Source organism: Mesorhizobium sp. BR1-1-16 (genome assembly GCF_020165495.1).
Taxonomy (GTDB): Bacteria; Pseudomonadota; Alphaproteobacteria; order Rhizobiales; family Kaistiaceae; genus Kaistia.
On record NZ_JAIUIE010000001.1, the window covers coordinates 253,713 to 272,117 of the forward strand.

General features: G+C 65.0%; 17 protein-coding genes. 8 read left to right on the forward strand and 9 right to left on the reverse strand.

The genetic code is table 11. The features are described 5' to 3' along the window. The first annotated feature begins 82 nt into the window (after positions 1-82). Entirely contained in the window at positions 83-1,069 is a 987-nt protein-coding gene (locus LB518_RS01265; protein WP_224572129.1) for an NAD-dependent epimerase/dehydratase family protein, read from the forward strand. 3 nt (positions 1,070-1,072) lie between these two features. On the opposite strand, the gene LB518_RS01270 is transcribed toward LB518_RS01265, so the two are convergent. The 6 genes from LB518_RS01270 to LB518_RS01295 form a co-directional block, all read right to left on the reverse strand. Then, positions 1,073-2,107 carry an energy transducer TonB family protein gene (locus LB518_RS01270; RefSeq protein WP_224572131.1) on the reverse strand — a complete coding sequence of 345 codons (1,035 nt, stop codon included), beginning with the start codon at positions 2,105-2,107 and terminating at the stop codon, positions 1,073-1,075. Next, positions 2,104-2,550 (reverse strand): TonB system transport protein ExbD, encoded by a 447-nt coding sequence (gene exbD, locus LB518_RS01275; RefSeq protein WP_224572133.1) that lies wholly within the window; start codon positions 2,548-2,550, stop codon positions 2,104-2,106. The genes LB518_RS01270 and exbD overlap by 4 nt, the downstream gene beginning before the upstream one ends. Positions 2,551-2,553: 3 nt before the next feature. Further along, a complete protein-coding gene (exbB, locus tag LB518_RS01280) occupies positions 2,554-3,417 on the reverse strand; it encodes a tonB-system energizer ExbB (RefSeq protein ID WP_502845766.1) in 864 nt (287 codons plus the stop codon). 206 nt (positions 3,418-3,623) lie between these two features. Beyond that, the gene (locus LB518_RS01285) at positions 3,624-5,930 is read right to left on the reverse strand and encodes a putative bifunctional diguanylate cyclase/phosphodiesterase (protein WP_224572134.1); all 2,307 of its coding nucleotides are present in this window, start codon (positions 5,928-5,930) and stop codon (positions 3,624-3,626) included. A 64-nt stretch (positions 5,931-5,994) separates the two neighbouring features. Beyond that, positions 5,995-7,356, reverse strand: coding sequence for a glutamine synthetase family protein (locus LB518_RS01290; RefSeq protein WP_224572136.1), 1,362 nt, complete (start codon positions 7,354-7,356; stop codon positions 5,995-5,997). Between the two features lie 340 nt (positions 7,357-7,696). Then, entirely contained in the window at positions 7,697-7,903 is a 207-nt protein-coding gene (locus tag LB518_RS01295; RefSeq protein ID WP_224572138.1) for a hypothetical protein, read from the reverse strand. Between the two features lie 675 nt (positions 7,904-8,578). On the opposite strand from LB518_RS01295, the gene LB518_RS01300 reads away from it, so the two are divergent. The 5 genes from LB518_RS01300 to LB518_RS01320 all read left to right on the forward strand — a co-directional run bounded on the left by LB518_RS01300 (position 8,579) and on the right by LB518_RS01320 (position 13,701). Continuing rightward, positions 8,579-9,832 (forward strand): ROK family transcriptional regulator, encoded by a 1,254-nt coding sequence (locus LB518_RS01300; protein WP_224572140.1) that lies wholly within the window; start codon positions 8,579-8,581, stop codon positions 9,830-9,832. Between the two features lie 113 nt (positions 9,833-9,945). Then, positions 9,946-10,947, forward strand: a complete 1,002-nt coding sequence (locus LB518_RS01305; RefSeq protein WP_502845767.1) for a sugar ABC transporter substrate-binding protein — start codon at positions 9,946-9,948, stop codon at positions 10,945-10,947. Between the two features lie 95 nt (positions 10,948-11,042). After that, positions 11,043-12,161 (forward strand): ABC transporter permease, encoded by a 1,119-nt coding sequence (locus tag LB518_RS01310; protein ID WP_224572142.1) that lies wholly within the window; start codon positions 11,043-11,045, stop codon positions 12,159-12,161. Then, positions 12,158-12,937, forward strand: a complete 780-nt coding sequence (locus tag LB518_RS01315) for an ATP-binding cassette domain-containing protein (protein WP_224572143.1) — start codon at positions 12,158-12,160, stop codon at positions 12,935-12,937. The genes LB518_RS01310 and LB518_RS01315 overlap by 4 nt, the downstream gene beginning before the upstream one ends. A 374-nt stretch (positions 12,938-13,311) precedes the next feature. Then, complete coding sequence (locus LB518_RS01320; RefSeq protein ID WP_224572145.1) at positions 13,312-13,701, forward strand: DUF3307 domain-containing protein; 390 nt, start codon at positions 13,312-13,314, stop codon at positions 13,699-13,701. On the opposite strand, the gene LB518_RS01325 is transcribed toward LB518_RS01320, so the two are convergent. The 3 genes from LB518_RS01325 to LB518_RS01335 all read right to left on the reverse strand — a co-directional run bounded on the left by LB518_RS01325 (position 13,691) and on the right by LB518_RS01335 (position 16,006). Further along, positions 13,691-14,197: a cyclic nucleotide-binding domain-containing protein gene (locus LB518_RS01325; RefSeq protein ID WP_224572147.1), complete on the reverse strand. Its 507-nt coding sequence runs from the start codon at positions 14,195-14,197 to the stop codon at positions 13,691-13,693. The two genes, LB518_RS01320 and LB518_RS01325, sit on opposite strands and share 11 nt — an antisense overlap. A gap of 49 nt (positions 14,198-14,246) precedes the next feature. Beyond that, the gene (rirA, locus tag LB518_RS01330; RefSeq protein ID WP_224572149.1) at positions 14,247-14,732 is read right to left on the reverse strand and encodes an iron-responsive transcriptional regulator RirA; all 486 of its coding nucleotides are present in this window, start codon (positions 14,730-14,732) and stop codon (positions 14,247-14,249) included. Between the two features lie 182 nt (positions 14,733-14,914). Further along, complete coding sequence (locus LB518_RS01335) at positions 14,915-16,006, reverse strand: ABC transporter ATP-binding protein (RefSeq protein WP_224572151.1); 1,092 nt, start codon at positions 16,004-16,006, stop codon at positions 14,915-14,917. A 218-nt stretch (positions 16,007-16,224) separates the two neighbouring features. Here LB518_RS01335 and LB518_RS01340 point away from each other — a divergent pair, with 218 nt between their 5' ends. After that, positions 16,225-17,121 carry a helix-turn-helix domain-containing protein gene (locus LB518_RS01340; RefSeq protein ID WP_224572153.1) on the forward strand — a complete coding sequence of 299 codons (897 nt, stop codon included), beginning with the start codon at positions 16,225-16,227 and terminating at the stop codon, positions 17,119-17,121. 92 nt (positions 17,122-17,213) lie between these two features. After that, positions 17,214-18,404, forward strand: coding sequence for an efflux RND transporter periplasmic adaptor subunit (locus tag LB518_RS01345; RefSeq protein ID WP_224572155.1), 1,191 nt, complete (start codon positions 17,214-17,216; stop codon positions 18,402-18,404). Position 18,405 lies beyond the last annotated feature (1 nt).

Below are 18,405 nucleotides of genomic sequence, written 5' to 3' on the forward strand. Positions count from 1 at the left end.
AGGGCCGCCATCTGTCGCGTCCCCGCTTGAACCGGTTCAGTCCCGGCGCTAACGCTATGTCTCATTCCGGAGGAGATTCATCATGTCGCTCAATGTGCTTTTCGTCGGCGGTACCGGCCAGATTTCGCTGCCTTGCGTAGAACTTGCGGTCGCGGCAGGTCATCGCGTGACCGTGTTCAATCGCGGCCGTTCTGCCGAAACGCTGCCGGCCGGCGTTGAGACCATCATCGGCTACATGAAGGACCCCGCCGTCTATGGCGCGCTCGGCGACCGCCGGTTCGACGTCGTCTGCCAGTTCATGCTGTTCACGCCCGAGGAGATGGACGAGGATATCCGCGTCTTCGCAGGCAAGACCGGACAGTACATCTTCATCTCGTCCGCTTCCGTCTATGAGAAGCCGGCGCAGCACTACGTCATCACGGAGAAGACGCCGACGGTGAATCCCTTCTGGCCCTACAGCCAGAAGAAGATCGCCGCCGAGGCGAAGTTGAAGGCCGCGAAGGATCTGCCCTTCACGATCGTGCGGCCGAGCCACACGGTGCGTAACGGCTTGCCGAGCATGATGAATGATGGCGACCTGACCGCCCGGCGCATGCTGGCCGGCAAGCCCGTCCTGGTTTGTGGCGACGGGACGTCACCCTGGACGCTGACGCGCTCGGTCGATCTCGCGAAGCCGTTTGTCGGCCTGTTCGGCAAGGAGGCGGCGCTGGGCGAGGATTTCCACATCACCGCCGATCGCGGCCATGGCTGGGATCAGATCTATCGCGCGATCGCCAAGGGTCTTGGCGTCGAGGCGAAGATCGTGCATGTGCCGACCGATACACTCGTCCGCTATAACGCCGAGTGGGAAGGCCCGCTGATGGGCGACAAGACCTGGGCGGCGCTGTTCGACAATTCCAAGGTGAAGCGTGTCGCCGGTGATTTCACCTGCGCCGAGGATTTGGACACGATCCTCGAGGAATCGCTGCGTCACCTGAAGCTGCGCCTTGCGAAGCCGGCTCCGGACACCGCAACCTCCGACGCCTTGATGGACCGCATCGCCGCTGAGCAGGCAGCGCTCGGCGCCTGATGCTCAGCGGCTGAAGCGCACGGGCACCGTCAGGGAGATCCGGCCGCCGCCGAAACCTTCAGGCGGCGCCGGAACCGGGCTGGAACGGCGCACGAGGCTCACGGCCTCGTCGTCGAGCCGGCCGTCGCCCGACGAATTGGCAAGCCGTGCCGAGATCACACGGCCGAGCCGGTCGATGCTAAACGCAACCGACGCGGTGCCGGCGCTGGCGCCGCGCGGGAAGCGCTTGTGCCGGTTGAGATGGGAAAGCAGCCGGCTCTTCCACGAGGCGGGCGACACCGAGGCCTGACCGGCGCCGGAAACCGCGGCCGCCGATTTCGACGCCTTCGCTGCCTTCGCGTCGGCACTGCGCGGTGCCGCGAGGCTCTTCGGCCTGGCGGCAACCTTTCGCTCGGCCGGCTTCTTCGGCTTTGCAGTCTCTGCCGTGCGAACCGGTTTCGTCTTGGGCGGCTCAGGCTTGGGGGCCTCCGCCTTGGGCGGCTCGACTTTCGGTGGCTCGGGCACTTTCGGAGGCTCAGGCGGCGGCGTCTTCTCGGGCGGGGGCGGTGGCGTCACTGGCTCAGGCAAGGTCGGCGATGGCTCTGCCTTGGGTGGCGGCGGCGGCTCGACCGGCTTCACAGGCTCCGGCGGCTTCACGGGTTCCGGCGGCGGCAAAGGCTCGGCCGGCTTTTCGGGCACGACCGGCTTGACCGGCTCCGGTGGCTGAGGGGGGTCGGGCGGCTTGATCGGCTCCGGTGGCGGTGGCTCGGGTGGCGATGGAGGCCGCGCCTCTGGTTCGGCCGGCGGCTCCTGCTGCTCGTCAGGCGTGCTTTCGGCGCTCGCGACCGACTGGATCGGCACAATGTCAGGCGTCACGGCGAGCGGCGCCAGTTCGATCATCATCGCCGGTGGCGGTTCGCTCGCCGCGGCTTCAAGGGGCTGCCATTCGATGGCGAGCCAGACAGCGGCGCCGTGGGCGGTCGCCACCAATGTTCCCGCCAGCAGCCAGCGCAGCGAGCCCGCGGCCATGCGAGCGAACGGGCGTCCCTTCGTTCTCATGGCGCCGCCCCGGCCGGAGCAGCGCCGGTATCCTCGATGCCAACCAGCGCGATGCTGAGATAGCCGGATGCGCGCAGGAGGTTCATCACGTCCATCAGCTCGCGATACGCGACGGTGCCGTCGGCGCGCAGGAAGACGCGCTTGGTGCGATCGCCGCCTGTCGCCGTGTCGAGTTGGCCCTGCAGGGCATCCCGGGCAACGGCGTCGTTTCCAAGCGCCAGCGAAAGATCCGGTTTCAGCGTGAGGAACAGCGGCTTTTCGGGTCGCTCGGCAGGCGTGGCATTCGAGGATGGCAGGTCGACGGCGACATCGACCGTCGAGAGCGGTGCTGCGACCATGAAAATGATGAGCAGCACGAGAATGACGTCGATGAACGGCGTGACGTTGATCTCCGAGACCTCGGCGACGTCGTCGTTGTCGGTATTCTTGAGCGAAACGGCCATGGTCTACTCCGCCGCAGCGAGGTCGACACCGCGCGGGCGCGGGGCGTTGCTGGCGACAGCCAGCCGTCCGCGATCGAGGTCGCGCGAGACATGCTGCATCACTTCGCCGGCGGCATCGGCGAGCTGGGCGCGGTAGCCGGCGATCGAGCGTGCGAAGACGTTGTAGATGATGACCGCCGGAATGGCGGCGACGAGGCCGATGGCCGTCGCGAGCAGCGCTTCGGCGATGCCGGGTGCGACGACGGCAAGGCTGGTCGTCTTGGTCTGGCTGATGCCAATAAAGGCGTTCATGATGCCCCAGACCGTGCCGAACAGGCCGACAAACGGCGCCGTCGAGCCGATCGTCGCGAGCACGCCGGTGCCGCGCGACATCGATCGTCCCGCACGGACCTCGATCCGCGACAGCTGGATCGCCAGCCGCTCCTTGATTCCCTCCGGCGAGAGATGCGCCGAGCGGCGCAGTTCGAGCGTCGCCGCCTGTGCAAGGTCCGCGACGGGGCCGGATCGCGTCCAGCCGCCGCCGAGCGCGCGGATCGCCTGGTCGAGGCTTTCCGCCTCGGCGAGGCGCCGCGTCGCGACCCGCGCCTTGCGCTTCGCGGCCAGGAGTTCGAGCGCCTTGGCGAGCCAGATCGTCCAGGTGACCAGCGAGGCAAAGGCGAGCCCGCCCATGACCGCCTGCACGACGATGTCGGCATCGCGCACCATCGTCCAGGGCGAGAGCGATTCGGGCAGCAGGCTGGCAACCGCCGCCTCGCTTTCCGGAGCCGACGTCTGCGCAGCGGCCGGCATCGCCATGACGGCGATCGCAGCCGCCGTGAACAGCCCGGCAAAGAGTGAAGTCAGGTCGAGCGGCGCCCGCTTGGTCATGGCAGCCCATCCCCGCAGTTCAGAATGATTTCAAAGTGCTTATCTACAATTGATCCAATGTAGATCGCACTGGCGGCCTGATGACTGCAGTAGGACGCCCGAGGAATCAAGAAGTAATTCTAAGAATTGAAAGATTAGATTTTGAATAATAACAAAGAAGGGCCGACTGGCATCGCCTGGAGCCTGCGGTTTCGTCGGCTTGCCGATCAGGCTCTCGCGGCGCGGCGCCCGGCAGAGCGCGTCGCGAAGCTCCCAATGAACGAGGGAACGGCTTCGGCGGGGAGCGGCTCCGAGATGAGGTAACCCTGAACGAGGTGACAATCCAAACCCCGGATCGCCTCCATTTCGGCGCGGGTTTCGACGCCTTCGGCAACGATGTCGAGGCCGAGGGCCGTCGCCAGCGCGACCATCGACCGAACCACGGCTGCCGTCTTCGGGCTGCTATCGAGGTCGGTCACGAAGGTCCGGTCGATCTTCAGCGTGTCGCAGGGCAGGGTGATGAGGTGGGTCAGCGATGCGAAGCCGGTGCCGAAATCGTCGAGCGCAACAGAAAATCCGAGTTCGCGCAGCGCTGTGAGCGTCGCCACCATCTTCTCGCCATCGCGCGATACCACGGTGGTTTCCGTCACCTCGATAGAGAGTTGGCTGCTCGAAAGACCGCGCAGTGCCATCTTCCGGTGGAGATCTGCGGCGAAGGCCTCGCTTCGCAGATCGAAGGCCGTCACGTTGAGGCTCACATGCAGCGGAATGGCGCTTCCGCGCCATTTGCTGAGGTCCTGCGTGACCTGGTCGATCATTGTCGCGGTGATGGCACGGGCGAGATCGGGCTCGTCGAAGGCCTCGATGAACCGGGCCGGCGTGAGGATGCCTTCGGTCGGATGATGCCAGCGCGCGAGCGCCTCGAAACCGACGAGCTGCTCGGTCCTGAGGTCGAGAAGCGGCTGATAATGGGGCCTGACCTCGCCAGCGAGGATGCCGCGCGCCAGCGATTGCATCAGCCGTGTCCGCCGATCGGCCTCGGCGCGCATCGCCGGCTCGAAGAAGACCGGGCGGGCGCGTCCGTTGCGCTTCGCGCGATAGACGGCGAGGTCCGCCGCGGCCATCAGCTCCATTTCGCCCTGTGCGTCGCCGGGAAAGACGGCGATGCCGGCACTGATGCTCACCGGTACATCCTGGCGCAAGACCGTCAGCGGCCGCATCACCTCGGCCAGCATCCGGGCAACGGCGCTCTGGGCTGCTTCGGCATCGATGGCGTCGATGAGCAGGACGGCGAACTCGTCGCCGCCAAGCCGTCCCGCGACATCGGTCGAGCGGATGGTTCGTGTCAGGCGCGCCGAGACCTCGCGCAGGACGACATCGCCAGTGCTGTGTCCGAAGCGATCATTGATGTCCTTGAAATGGTCGACATCCAGAATGCAAAGGGCCACCCGACGCCCCGTGCGCCGGGCGTCTTCGATGATCTGGTGAAAGCGCGTCTCGAAATAGCTGCGGTTTGGCAGATCGGTAAGGCTGTCGAAGCGGGCGCGGTAGATCAGTTCGGCTTCGAGCGCTCGGTTGCGCTCGATTTCGGCGCGTAGTTCGCCGGACGACGCTTCGATCGCCTCGTTGGTTGCGCGGAGATTCTCGGCTTGCAGTGCGAGCAGTCGGTTGGCCGTGAGCAGTTCGTTGCGCTGGCGCTCGATCGCGCGCGCAGCTTTACGCTGGGGTCCCAGATCGACATTGGTCACGGTCAGTCGATCGCCGTTCGGCGCGATGCGCAGTTGCCGCTCGACGATCTCGCCGTGCTGCGAGTAGCGCGTCTCGAAGACGTCGCGCTGCTGGCTTTCGACGGCGGCGATCATCCGCTGCAAGATGCCGTTGGTAGCGGCAATAGGGAAGTTCTGGATCAAGGACGTGCCGATGACCGCATCCGGCTCTCTCTTCATCCTTGATGCGCCTTCGGCGTTGATGGCGATCGTCTTGAAATCGCAGATCCCGCCGGTCTCGTCGCGAACCGCTTCCATCACGCTGATGCTGTCGGTACTGGCGTTGAACACCGACCGCATCAGGTCTTTTGCGTCCTCGCGGCTGCGCACATAGACGACGAGTTCCCGGGTCGTGCCGGTTCGAACTGGCAGAAGCAGGCGCTCATTGGTGCCGATCGAATTGAGACCGATATGGTCCTGGACAGCGAGACGCGGCCGTTCACCCCGAACGGCATCGGTATAGCGCCGCACGAAGGGCTGGACGCCGGGATTATCCAGGTCTGACAGGCGCCGTCCGGTGGGATCATGGCCGAACAGCGAGATGATGGTTGAGCCGACCTGGCGATAGACCAATGTGCCGTCGACAGGCGAAAGGATCATCAGCCGGTCCGCGATCTTGCCGGCTGGACCGGCGAGAAACGTCGCACGCTCGGGAATGCCACAGGCATCGGCTTCTGCAGCTTTCCAGGCCGCCAGCAGGTCGCGCACGTCGCAGAAATGCGTCGCGTCGTCGATGCTCCCTTCGATATCGTTGACAGCCCCGATCACATCGCCCTCATGATTGGCCGTGCAGACCTGCGTCAGGTTACCCGAATTGACTTAAGTCAAGCTTTCAGGCGAGCCGCAAGTAAAGCTGAAAATCAAGATCGGGAATTTCGGCGAAGAACCGTTCGCACTCGGCTTCCTTGATGGTCAGGAAGAGATCGACGAAGCGCGCACCCAGTCGTCGCGGCAGGAAGTCTGAGACGCGCGCCGCAGCGAGCGCGCCATGCCAGGTCGTCGGCAGGCTCGGAGCGATCTGCTCATAGCCGTTGCCGACGATCGGCGGGCCGGGGTCGATCGCCTTCTCGATGCCTTCCAGCATGCCGGCAAGGACTGTCGCGAGCGCAACATAGGGGTTGGCGTCCGCGCCACAGACGCGCTGCTCGAGGTGGCGGCTCGCGGGCGGGCCGGCAGTGACGCGAACGGGCACGGAACGGTTGTCGATCGCCCAGGCCGGCCCGACGGGGGCATAGGAATTGGCTTTAAAGCGGCGATAGGAATTGGCATTCGGCGCGAACATCGCAATGCTCTCGGCCATGGTCGCAAGAAGGCCGCCGATCGCGTGCTTCAGCAGCGGATTGGCCTCGCCTTCTCCGGCAAAGAGATTGTTGCCCTCGGCATCGGCGAGGCTGGCATGGACATGCATGCCGCTGCCGGAAAAGCCTGCATAGGGCTTGGCCATGAAGGTCGCGACATAGCCGTGCTTTTCGGCGACGCCCTTGACGAGCCGCTTGAAGAGGATGGCGTCGTCGGCAGCGCGCAAGGCGTCGGTCTGATGGCCCAGCACGATCTCGAACTGCCCTGGGGCATATTCCGAAATCAGCGTTCTCGCCGGCAGGCCCATCGCCTTGGCCCCGGCATAGACCTCATCGAGAAAGGGCGAGAAATCCTCGAGATCCTGCAGGAGATAGGCCTGCAAGCGCTCCTGGCGGAAGCCGCTCTTTCCGAGCGGCGGGCGCGGCCGCCCTTCCAGCATGGCGGCGCGGTCGATCAGATAGAATTCAAGCTCGATCGCGACGACCGGATGATAGCCTGCTTCGATGAGCGCAGACGCGGTGCGCGAGACCGCATGGCGGGGATCGGCATCGCTCGGGCTTCCGTCTTTCTCGAACGAGGTCAACACCATCTGGGCGGTCGGCACCGCGAGCCATGGCGCCGCGGTCAGCGTCCCGGCAACGGGAATGCAATCGCGGTCTGAATCACCTTCGTCCCAGACGAGCCCGGTTTCCTCGACATCGGCCCCGGTGATGTCGAGCGAGAGGATCGAGCAGGGCAGGGGCCGGCCATGCCGGAAAGCGCCGACCAGCTCCTCGCGGCGCAGGATCTTGCCGCGCTGCACGCCGCTCGGATCGGTGATGAAAGCCTCGAACTGCTCCACCTCGGGATGCGCGGCGAGGAAGGCCTCGGCCTCCTGCGGATCGAATCGATTCATGCCCTGGCCTCGCTTGCGCCGGCGACGATGTCGGAGGCCTCCGCTATCAAAAGGACGGGAGGTTCGACGATATCGCCACATGTCGCAGGTGATGCCAGTACCCGCGGCAACGGCAAGCCGCCGGGATCACGATCATGCGCGCGCTCCGAGCGCGCCTTTGAAGCCGGGAGATCAGACGGGATGGCTGCGGATTCGCGCGCTAGGCCGACATTTGCCTTGCCGCTGAGATCATCGATGGAATGCAATTGACGCTCTTGGCCCCCGATGCTTCGGGCCAGCATAGCGCACAGTTTCGGCGGAATTGAAGGCCCCGCGCGCCTTACGTGCGGGGCCGCCCGATCTATTCGGCGGCGCCGAGGGCAAAGGCGGGCGCCAAGCGACGCCGGACCTTGCGGGCGGCACGCTCAGCCGCGATCGCGTCGGGGAACATCATCCCTTCCAGCGCAGCAAAGGTGCGCTCCAGGGCGTGGAATGCGAAGGCGCGGCCGGATTTCACCAGAATACCCGCGGCTTTGTCGTCGATTTCGATGATGTAGTTGTCGAACACCGATAGCCTCCATTCGCCAACCTCGTTCCAAGCAAGGACCGGGCCACGATTGAGCAATTGTTTTCGAAGGTCGGGTCAGCCGAAGGGAAGCCCATCGGCCGGCTCGTTCCAATGCAGGACGTCAGGCTTGGTTCCGCCCGCCGCGACAGCGGACACGATGCGCGGATTGGGTGTTCGCGGACATGAGATCGAGGGTCAACGGAAGCCTCCTCGTGAAGAGATTTTCCGCCACGAACCTCTTGTCCGTGGCGCTTTAGCGTTGGTTTCGCGGTGCAAGCTGTTGGTCAAATTCCCGCGGCATCGGTGCGATGCGACGCCCATATGGCGCCGATGGCCGCCTAGCTACCAGCCAAGGATTTCCGTTTTTTGACAGTTCTGGAGATGGTTTTCGCGGGCTCCTGTGACGCCCCTCGGCTGACCGGCGGGTCGGGTCCGCAAGAGCTGAACGTGCCGCAGCGGTCGGCACGGCGTGTTCTGTGCAGATGCACGGCGTCATGCTCATCGATGAGGCGGCGTCCGGCTTTAGCCGCACAACGGCAGAGCGCCGCCATTTCGTGCCGCGGCGCAGCAACGAATTGCGTTGACTCGCGGAGGGAGCCGACGATTAACTGCACCAGAATGAATTAATGAAGCGGCGAAAACGTCGCTGCCCGATAGGGCGCAGGGAGGGTATCGGTGGAGAGGCCGGGCAACGGACGCGGGAGTAATTCCGCGCAGCTCCGACGCTATAACGAGCGGCTCGTCCTGCAGCGGCTCCGCCGCGCGGGCGAAGCCTCGAAGGCTGATCTTGCCCGCGCCGCCGACCTCACCAACACCGCTATCGGCGGCATCATCGAGAAGCTGGTCGATCTCGGCCTGATCGAGGCGGTTGGCAAGCGTCATGGCGGCGGCCGCGGCCAGCCGGCAACAATCCTCAGGCCCAATCCGGAAGGCGCCTATGGCATCGGCGTCCGCCTCGATCGTCGGTCCATCGAAACCGTGCTGATCAATTTTGGCGGACGCATCCTGGCGCGCCGGGACTATGACGGCGTGCTGCCGGCGCCTGAAGAAGCGCTTGCAATGGTGGCGCGCGATATCTTTGAGCTTCATGACATGCTGGCTCCGGACGCGCGGGCGCGTTTCGCCGGAATCGGGGTCGCCCAGCCCTATAATCTCGGCGCCTGGCTCGGCCGGCTCGGCCTGCCGCCGTCGGCGTTCGAACGTTGGGACGCGTTCGATTTCCCTGCCCGTCTCGAAGAGGAGACCGGGCTGCCGGTCTTCGCAGAGAATGATGGCAGCGCTGCCGCCATCGCCGAGCTCTTTTATGGCGTCGGGCGCAGCGCGGATGACTTCTTCTATCTCTTCATCGGTCCGGCGATCGGCGGCGGGATCGTGACGGGCGGCGACTGCCTGCGTGGCAGCCACGGCAATGCTGGTGACGTCGCCGTCATGCCGGTGGCGCCGAGCCGCCTTGCGTCGGCGCCGGCACCGGTTGACGGGCGCGACCTGCTCATCACCCGGGCGTCGCTGAACGCCCTGGCGCGCCATCTTTCCTATTATGGCGAACCCTCCGACAGTGCACTGGCGCTGGAGACTGCGTTGCGGCGGCAGCATCATGCCGTCGACGAATGGCTCGACGACATGGTCGACGCCCTCGCGCCGGCCGTCTGGTCAGCGATCGCGCTGCTCGATGTTCCGCTCGTCGTCGTCGATGCGGACATCGATGCCGGGCTCGTTGGCGCGGTGCTCAGCCGCCTCGGCGCGGCCCTTGATGCGGCAAAGCCGGAGGCGCGACGTCCTCCGCAGCTGCAGCGTGGCTCGTTCGGCCGCGACGCGGGCGCCATTGGCGCCGCGAGCCTGCCGATGTTCTATCATTTTGCACCGCGCGCCTCGATCCTGACGCGTGCGGACGACGAACGAGGGGGGAGGGACCTTCTCGTCGAAGCCTAGAATGCGGCGGTCGCTGGAGGGCGGCCGCCTGAAATCCGGGAGGAGCCGGACGTGTTGCGGGGGGACTGGTCGCTCCGCGGCGCAAGATGAAGACCGACCAGGGAGGAGAAGTCATGCTCAAGAAAATCGCGCTCGCCGCCAGCATTTTGACGCTGTCGGCCATGCCGGTTCTGGCCGATGAGGTCATCGGCCTCATCACCAAGACCGAGACCAACCCGTTCTTCGTCAAGATGCGTGAAGGCGCGCAGGCGAAGGCGACAGAACTTGGCATCACACTGCAGACCGCCGCCGGCAAATACGACGGCGACAACGACGGCCAGGTGGCAGCGATCGAAAATCTGATCGCGGCTGGTGCCAAGGGCTTTGCGATCGTGCCCTCGGATTCGAAGGCCATCGTCCCGACCATCCAGAAGGCGCGGGATGCCGGCCTCAAGGTGATCGTGCTCGACACGCCGCTCGACCCGATGAACGCCGCTGACGCCACGTTCGCCACCGACAACCGCAAGGCGGGCATGCTGATCGGCGAATGGGCCAAGGGAACGATGGGTGACAAGGCCAAGGACGCGAAGATCGTGTTCCTCGATCTCGCCACCAACCAGCCGACCGTCGATTACCTGCGCGACCAGGGCTTCATGCAGGGCTTCGGCATCGACGTGAAGGACCCGAACAAGTACGGCGACGAGGACGATGCACGCATCTGCACGCACGAAATCAGCCAGGGCGACCAGGAGAAGGGTCGCACGGCGATGGAGAACGCGCTGCAGAAGTGCCCGGACGTCAACCTGATCTACACGATCAACGAGCCGGCCGCAGCGGGCGCTTGGGAAGCGCTGAAGGCCGTCGGCAAGGATGACGGCAGCGTCATGATCGTCTCGGTCGACGGCGGCTGCCCGGGCGTCAAGAACGTCCAGGCCGGCGTCATCGGCGCTACCAGCCAGCAATATCCGCTGAAGATGGCTGCGATGGCCCTCGAGGCGATCCATTCCGGTACGCTGCCGACCATCGATCCGGCCGTCGGCTTCTTCGACACCGGCGCTCAGCTCGTCACCGCCAAGCCGGTCGACGGCGTGCCCGCGATCTCGGTCGAGGAAGGCCTGAAGCTCTGCTGGGGCTGAGCATAGCCTGAGGCCGGGCCTCGGCCCGGCCGTATAGAAAGCGGGAGCCGCAGCAGCGGCTCCCGTGGTCTGGCGACAGGGGAGGAGTTCGCCGCATGAGTGACAACGCTTCGGGCTCGACGTCTGCCGAGAGCGGACTTGCCGGCGCTGACCAGTCGGTCGCCAGCTTCGACGAAAACGATGTCGGCTTTGTCCGCCGCATCCAGAGTTTCCTGCATCAATATCCGACCAGCATTCCCTTCATCGTGCTGATCATCGGCGTCGCGATCTTCTCGGTCGCCGCGCCGGGCAAGTTCTTTGCGCCCTTCAATTTCTCGCTGGTTCTTCAGCAGGTGACGATCATCGCGGTGCTCGGCGTCGCGCAGACGCTGATCATCCTGACCGCCGGCATCGATCTCTCGGTCGGCGCGATCATGATCCTCTGTTCGGTCGTCATGGGCCGGACCGCCGTCGTCTATGGCGTCCCGGTCGAGATCGCCTTTCCGCTCGGCCTCATCTGCGGAATCGCCTGCGGCCTCGTGAACGGCTTGATCGTCACGCTGCTGCGCCTGCCGCCCTTCATCGTGACGCTCGGCACCTGGAGCATCTTCGGCGCGCTCAATGTCTGGTATTCGCGAAGCGAGACCATCCGATCGCAGGACATGCAAGAGGCGGCGCCGTTCCTGCAATGGACCGGATCGCTGTTCAAACCGTATGATTTCTTTTCGAAGACGCTCGGGCTCGACTGGACCTTCCTCAAGGGCTGGGTGCTGACCTACGGCTCGATCGTGATGCTGCTGGTCGCGCTCGCCGTCTGGTATATCCTGAACCGCACCGCCTTCGGCCGCCATGTCTATGCGACCGGCGATGATCCCGACGCCGCCCGCCTTGCCGGTATCAGCACGACCAAGACGCTGATTGGCGTCTATGCGCTGGCCGGCTTCATCTGCGCCATCGCGGCCTGGGTTCTCATCGGCCGTATCGGCGGCGTCAGCCCGCAGGCCGGGCAGACCGCCAATCTCGATTCGATCACCGCCGTGGTGATCGGCGGCACCAGCCTCTTCGGCGGGCGCGGCTCGATCATCGGCACGCTGATCGGCGCGCTCATCGTCGGTGTGTTCCGCAATGGTCTCGCGCTCTCCGGTCTCGAACTGCTCTGGCAGGATTTCGCGGTCGGCGTCTTGATCATCGTTGCCGTCACCATCGACCAGTGGATCAGGAAGCTATCGGCATGAGCACGGAACCGATCCTTCAGGCCCGGGGCCTCAACAAGCGCTACGGCCGCGTTGTCGCGCTCGACAACGCCGATTTCGACCTGATGCCGAACGAGATTCTTGCGGTCATCGGCGATAACGGCGCCGGCAAGTCGACGCTGATCAAGGCGTTGACCGGCGCGGTCATTCCCGATTTCGGCGAGATCCGTCTCAACGGGCAGCCGATCGCCTTCAAGAGCCCGATCGATGCCCGCAACCGCGGCATCGAGACGGTCTACCAGAACCTCGCTGTCTCGCCCGCCCTGTCGATCGCGGACAACTTGTTCCTCGGCCGCGAGAAACGGCGTGACGACTGGATCGGCAAGATCTTCAGGACCCTCGACCGCAGCTACATGCAACGCGAGGCGCGGCAGAAGTTGTCCGAGCTCGGCCTGTTGACGATCCAGAACATCAATCAGCCGGTCGAGACGCTGTCCGGTGGCCAAAGGCAGGGCGTCGCGGTCGCCCGCGCCGCGGCCTTTGGCAGTCGCGTGGTGATTCTCGACGAGCCGACGGCGGCGCTGGGCGTCAAGGAATCGCGCAAGGTGCTCGAACTGATGCTGCGGCTGAAGGCGAGGGGGCTGCCCATCGTCCTCATCAGCCACAACATGCCGCATGTGTTCGAGGTTGCCGACCGCATCCACATCCACCGCCTCGGCAAGCGCATCGCCGTCATCGATCCGAAGAAGCATTCGATGTCGGACGCTGTCGCGATCATGACGGGAGCCATGGCGCCGCCGGCCGCCGAAGCCGCCTGACCTGCGGTCGGGACGTCTGGAGTGAGGTCGACGCAACCGCGGCTCGAGCTTTTCGTCGATGACGTTGCCCGTTCGCTCGCCTTCTATGTCGGCGGGCTCCGATATCCCGCTTGGCAAGGGCGTGGAGATCGTGCTGGGGGTCGACGACGTCGTTCGCCTCCATGAGCGTGTCTGCGCCAGCGGCTGGCCCGCTGGCGGCGGCACCGATGCGGGGGACGGACCGACTTCCGCCTCCTCGATCCGGACAGCTACTATCTGTGGTTGATCAACTGAGTTGACCGCGAGTTGTGACGGACGTCACAGGTCCTCATCCCAAGCGATTCTAGAGTGTTCGTCCGCCGGCATTCTCTGCCCGGACGCGAGGGGAGCCCGGATTGGACGACACAGCGCTTGCCGTGATCGCCGCTCTCGGCCTGCTGCAGGTCAAGCATCTGCTCTGCGATTTCTTTCTCCAGACGCCACGCCAGATCGCCATGAAGGGTCGCTACGGCCACCCTGCCGGCATTGGCCATGCCGCGCTGCATGCGGCGGCCACGCTGCCGATCTTCTTTGTGCTGCCGGCGAGCCTGCCGGTCGCGCTCGCGATCATCGCGGCGGAATGCGTGCTGCACTATCACATCGACTGGGTGAAGGCCGTGACCGGCGAGCTCTATGGCTGGACCGTGCGCGACAAGGATTATTGGCGAGGCCTCGGCATCGATCAGTTCGCGCACCAGATCACCTATCTCGGCATCGTGCTCGTCCTGCTGCCGATCACGGATTGACGGGCGGCTGTCGCCCGAACAGTCGGCGCATCGCCTCGATGATCTCCCGGGTCCGGCTTTCGGTAGCGCGCGGCGCATCCGGCGAGCTCAGCCGCGTACGACGCTCGGCAAGGAGCGCGCCCATCCGGTCGAGGAGATCGGGCGAGCGGCGGAACATCGCCTCGAGCGCGACCTTGGTGATTTCGACGGCGATGGTCGTCTCGATCGCCGTGACGGTCGCGGCCCGCCGGGCCCCGGTGAGCATCGACATCTCACCGACGATCTCGCCGGGTCCGAGCGTCGCCACCGGCCGTGCCGCCCGGCGGTCCGCGACGGCAACGCCGAGGCGCCCCGTGACGATCGCCAGCATGAAGCCGCCGAAATCGCCCTCGTTCATGACGATCATGCCGCGCGTATAAGTGACGAGGCGGCAACGGGTCGCCAACTCGCTGCGCTGTTGCGGCGTCAGGGCGTCGGCGAACAGGCTGATTCGACCGAGAACGTCCTGGATATCCATGATGATCTCTCGTCGAGAGTCGGGCGCGGCGCCCGCGATCCCGGGTCGGTCAGGAGACGTGCATCGGCAGCGATGCATCCGCGAAGCTCGGCATCGATTCGGCCGAGAGATCCAGGAGGCTGCGCAATGCGCCACGATCACGCGCCACGTCGGCGATCGTGTAGCGATCGAGCACTGCAAAGAAGGCGCCGAGCGCTTCGCTGAGAATCCGATTCACGCCGCAAGAATCGACCAGCGGGCAGTCGCGATTGGCGGTGTCGAAGCAATCGGTCAGGAAGAAGTTGCTCTCGGTGGCGCGGACAACGGCGCCGATGGTGATCTCATGCGCCGGACGCGCCAGGCGGATACCGCCATTGCGGCCGCGAATGGTCTCGACGAAGCCGCTCTCGACCAGCACATGCATGATCTTGAAGAGATGCAGCTCGGAAATCCCGTAGGTCGTGGCGATATCACGAATACGGCTGTTATCCGTCGTATTGGCGGCGCAGTAGAGCAGCACGCGGATCGAATAGCTCGTCTGCTGGGTAAGACGCATGCGACATCCCTCGCTGACACCCGATGGCGGCCCCGTTCGGGCCAGCCTGTTATGGGCACTAAAGATCCTTCTTAAAGTCTCCTTTGGAAGGTTTCAACCGCCGGCCAGCGGAGGGCGGGCAAAGCAAAGGCCCGGAAGCTGGGCTCCCGGGCCTTCAAAATCGTTGACGCGTGCGCGTCTGATCAGATCAGCGAGCCATTGACGACCGCCTGGCCATCCTTGTCGAAGAGGTGAACCGTCTTCGGGTCGATGATGATGCGGACATTGTCGCCCGAGCGCTGGCCGGCGAGTCCGTCGGCCTTCACGACCGTCGATTCGGTGCCCTCGACATCGACATAGATCATCGTCTCGCCGCCGAGATGCTCGGACAGCACGACCTTGCCGGGGACGCCGGTATCGGTCGGGGCGATCGTGAGATGCTCCGGACGAACGCCGAGCGTGTACGGGCCGGGGCTGATCGAAGCGCCGCGGGTCGGGATCGCGATGGTCGAGCCGCCGGGCAGAGCGATGATCGCCGAACCGCCGGTGACCTCGGAGACGTTGACGTTGAACAGATTCATCTTCGGGCTGCCGATGAAGGTCGCGACGAAGAGATTGTTCGGGCGGTGGTAAAGCTCGAGCGGCGAGCCGACCTGCTCGATGCGGCCGGCGCTGAGCACGACGATCTTGTCGGCCATCGTCATCGCTTCGACCTGGTCGTGCGTGACGTAGATCATCGTCGCCTTGAGATCATTATGCAGGCGCGAGATCTCGATGCGCATCTGCACGCGCAGCGCGGCGTCGAGGTTCGACAGCGGCTCGTCGAACAGGAACACGTCCGGTTCGCGCACGATGGCACGGCCGATGGCGACGCGCTGGCGCTGACCGCCCGAAAGCTGGGCCGGACGGCGATTGAGCAGCTCCGTGAGGTGCAGCATCTTCGCCGCCTTGGCGGTGCGCTCCTGGATCTCAGGCTTCGGCATCTTCGCCATCTTCATGCCGAAACCGATATTCTCGGCCACGGTCATGTGCGGATAAAGAGCGTAGGACTGGAACACCATCGAAACGCCGCGCTCAGCCGGAGCCAGGCGGGTCACGTCGCGATCGCCGATCCGAACCGAGCCGTCCGTGGTGCCTTCGAGGCCCGCGATCAGACGGAGAAGGGTCGACTTGCCGCAGCCCGACGGCCCGACGAACACGCAGAATTCGCCGTCCTTGACCTCGAGGTCGACGCCGCGAATGATCGGCACTTCGCCGAACGATTTCTGCACCTGACGAAGCGTCAGACTTGCCATTGAACTTTCTCCCAAATGTGAGGGCGCGAAACGCCGAGGCATTCCAAGCCCATAACAGGCTAGTTTCCTCCGGGCGCTAACGTCCACGATCCTAAGGCGGGAGTAAAGTACGAAATCGTCATTTGCTGATACGATCCCGCTAGTTTGATAAGGTATGGCCGCTGGCGCTCGCCTTCGCCTGCGCTATGATCCGCCCGTCCAATCGGGCGACAACCCTCATGCACTATCAGGAATTCCTGGTCGATCCCGACCATCTAACGCCGGAGCGCGGCTCCTTCAATGTGGGCAGCATCAATCGCGTCCGCCTCATGCGCTCCGCGCATGTGCACAGCCATGTCGAGATCAACCTGATCGTCGAGGGACAGATGACCTATCTGTTCAATGGCCGGACGGTGACGCTGAAACGCGGCGATCTCGGCATGTTCTGGGCGGCCATTCCGCATCGGGTCATCGAGGTGGAGGCGGGGACCCGCTTCATCTGCAGCGACCTGCCGATCGACATGTGCCTGGCAATGCCGGGCTGCGAAGCGCTCAAGACCGCCTTGCTACAGGGCGGCCTTCTTGTGGCCGCCAAGGTGCATGCCTTCGAGCAGCCGCTCTTCGAATCCTGGCACCGGGACCTGACCGAACGCCGCGAGACGATGCTGGCGGTGGTGCGTGACGAGCTTGCGGCGCGGCTGCGGCGATTCGAACTCGACGGCTGGCGCGACCTCGCCTCCGACGACGAGGAGCGTCGTGCCCGCGAGGCGGATCCCGACGCCGCCGAGCCGCACCGCGACAAGGTGCATCGCATGGCGCGCTATATCGCCGAGCATGCCACGGCGCCGATCGCCGTTGCCGACATCGCGGCGTCCGTCGGGTTGCATCCCAACTACGCGATGACATTGTTCCGTCGGACGCTCGGGATGACGATCAATGAATATGTGACGCGCCAGCGGCTGATGCTGGCGCATGGCCGCCTGCTCGCCAGCGATGGCGATATCGCGGCCATCGCCTTTGAGGCCGGCTTCGGTTCGCTCAGCCGCTTCTACGAGGCGTTCCGCGAGCGTTATGGCTGCACGCCGCGCGACATGCGCCGCAGCTTTCGGGAGACCCGCGCCGCCGCAGCGATCTGATCGAGCCGGCGACGAATTATTTCATCGGCGGGCGACGGATGCCGTGTTCTGGTTCGTATCATGCTGGTCGAACCTCGGAGCCGGATCAGCCTATGGCCGTTTGGAAGCAACTGCTGCTATGCGTCGTCGTCCTCGTGATTGCAGGCGGCGGCTGGTACGCCTACCAGCATCGGGACGCACTTTTCGGCGGGGCGGAAGGGCAGCAGGCGGCCGGAGCAGGCGGACAGCAGGGCGGCGCGGGCGGTGGCCGGCGCGGCGGTTTCGCCGCTGGTCCGACGCTTGTTGTCTCTGCGCCTGTTGGCAGCGACATCGTGACTGACAATGTCCGCGCGGTCGGCACTGTCTTGGTGCCGCAATCGATCAACGTCTATCCGCAGGTGACCGCCGAGGTCACCGAAATACTGTTCAAGGCTGGCGACAAAGTTGCCAAGGGACAAGCGCTGGTCCGCCTCGACGATGCCGACCAGAAGGTCGCGCTCGACCTCGCGCAGGTGGCGCTCAGCGACGCCAAGAAGACGCTTGATCGCTCGCAGAAACTCGCCAACACGAACAACCTCACGCTTTCAGCGCTTCAGGATGCGCAATCGGCGGAGCGCAGGGGCGAGATCGGCGTGCTCAGCGCCCAGATCGCGCTCGATCGGCGCACCATCAACGCACCTTTTGAAGGCGTCGTCGGCATCAGCAATCTCTCCATCGGAGACCTGGTGACGCCGACGACCGTCATCACAACGCTCGATGATCCCTCGGTGATGAAGGTGACCTTCCTCATTCCCGAGCGCTATGCCGGCCGCGTCGCTCTCGGCCAGGCCATCACTGCCTTGGCGGAGTCGAAACCGGGGACGGTCATCAACGGCAAGCTGACGGCGATCGATACGCGTGTCGATTCGACGGCCCGGACGCTGAAGCTCGAGGCAACGCTGGATGCGGCGGCTGCGCAGGCAATCGGCGTCAGGCCCGGCATGGCGATCAAGGTCGAGCTGCCCTTCCCGGGGGACAAGCAGCTGGCGGTTTCCGCGCTGTCGATCCAGTGGGACCGCAGCGGCTCCTATGTCTGGAAGGTCGCCGGTGACGGCGTGGCGCGGGCGCCAATCACGATCCTCGAGCGGCAGAGCGGCCGCGTCCTGGTCGCGTCCGACGATCTGAAGGAGGGCGACCGGATCATCGTCGAGGGACTGCAGCGGCTGCGGCCAGGCGTCAAGATCGCCGAGGCCGGGCAGGCGTCTGACGTCAAGCCTGCGGCTAGTGGTGGCAATGGCGCGAAGCCGCTGGCCCAGGGGAGCTGAC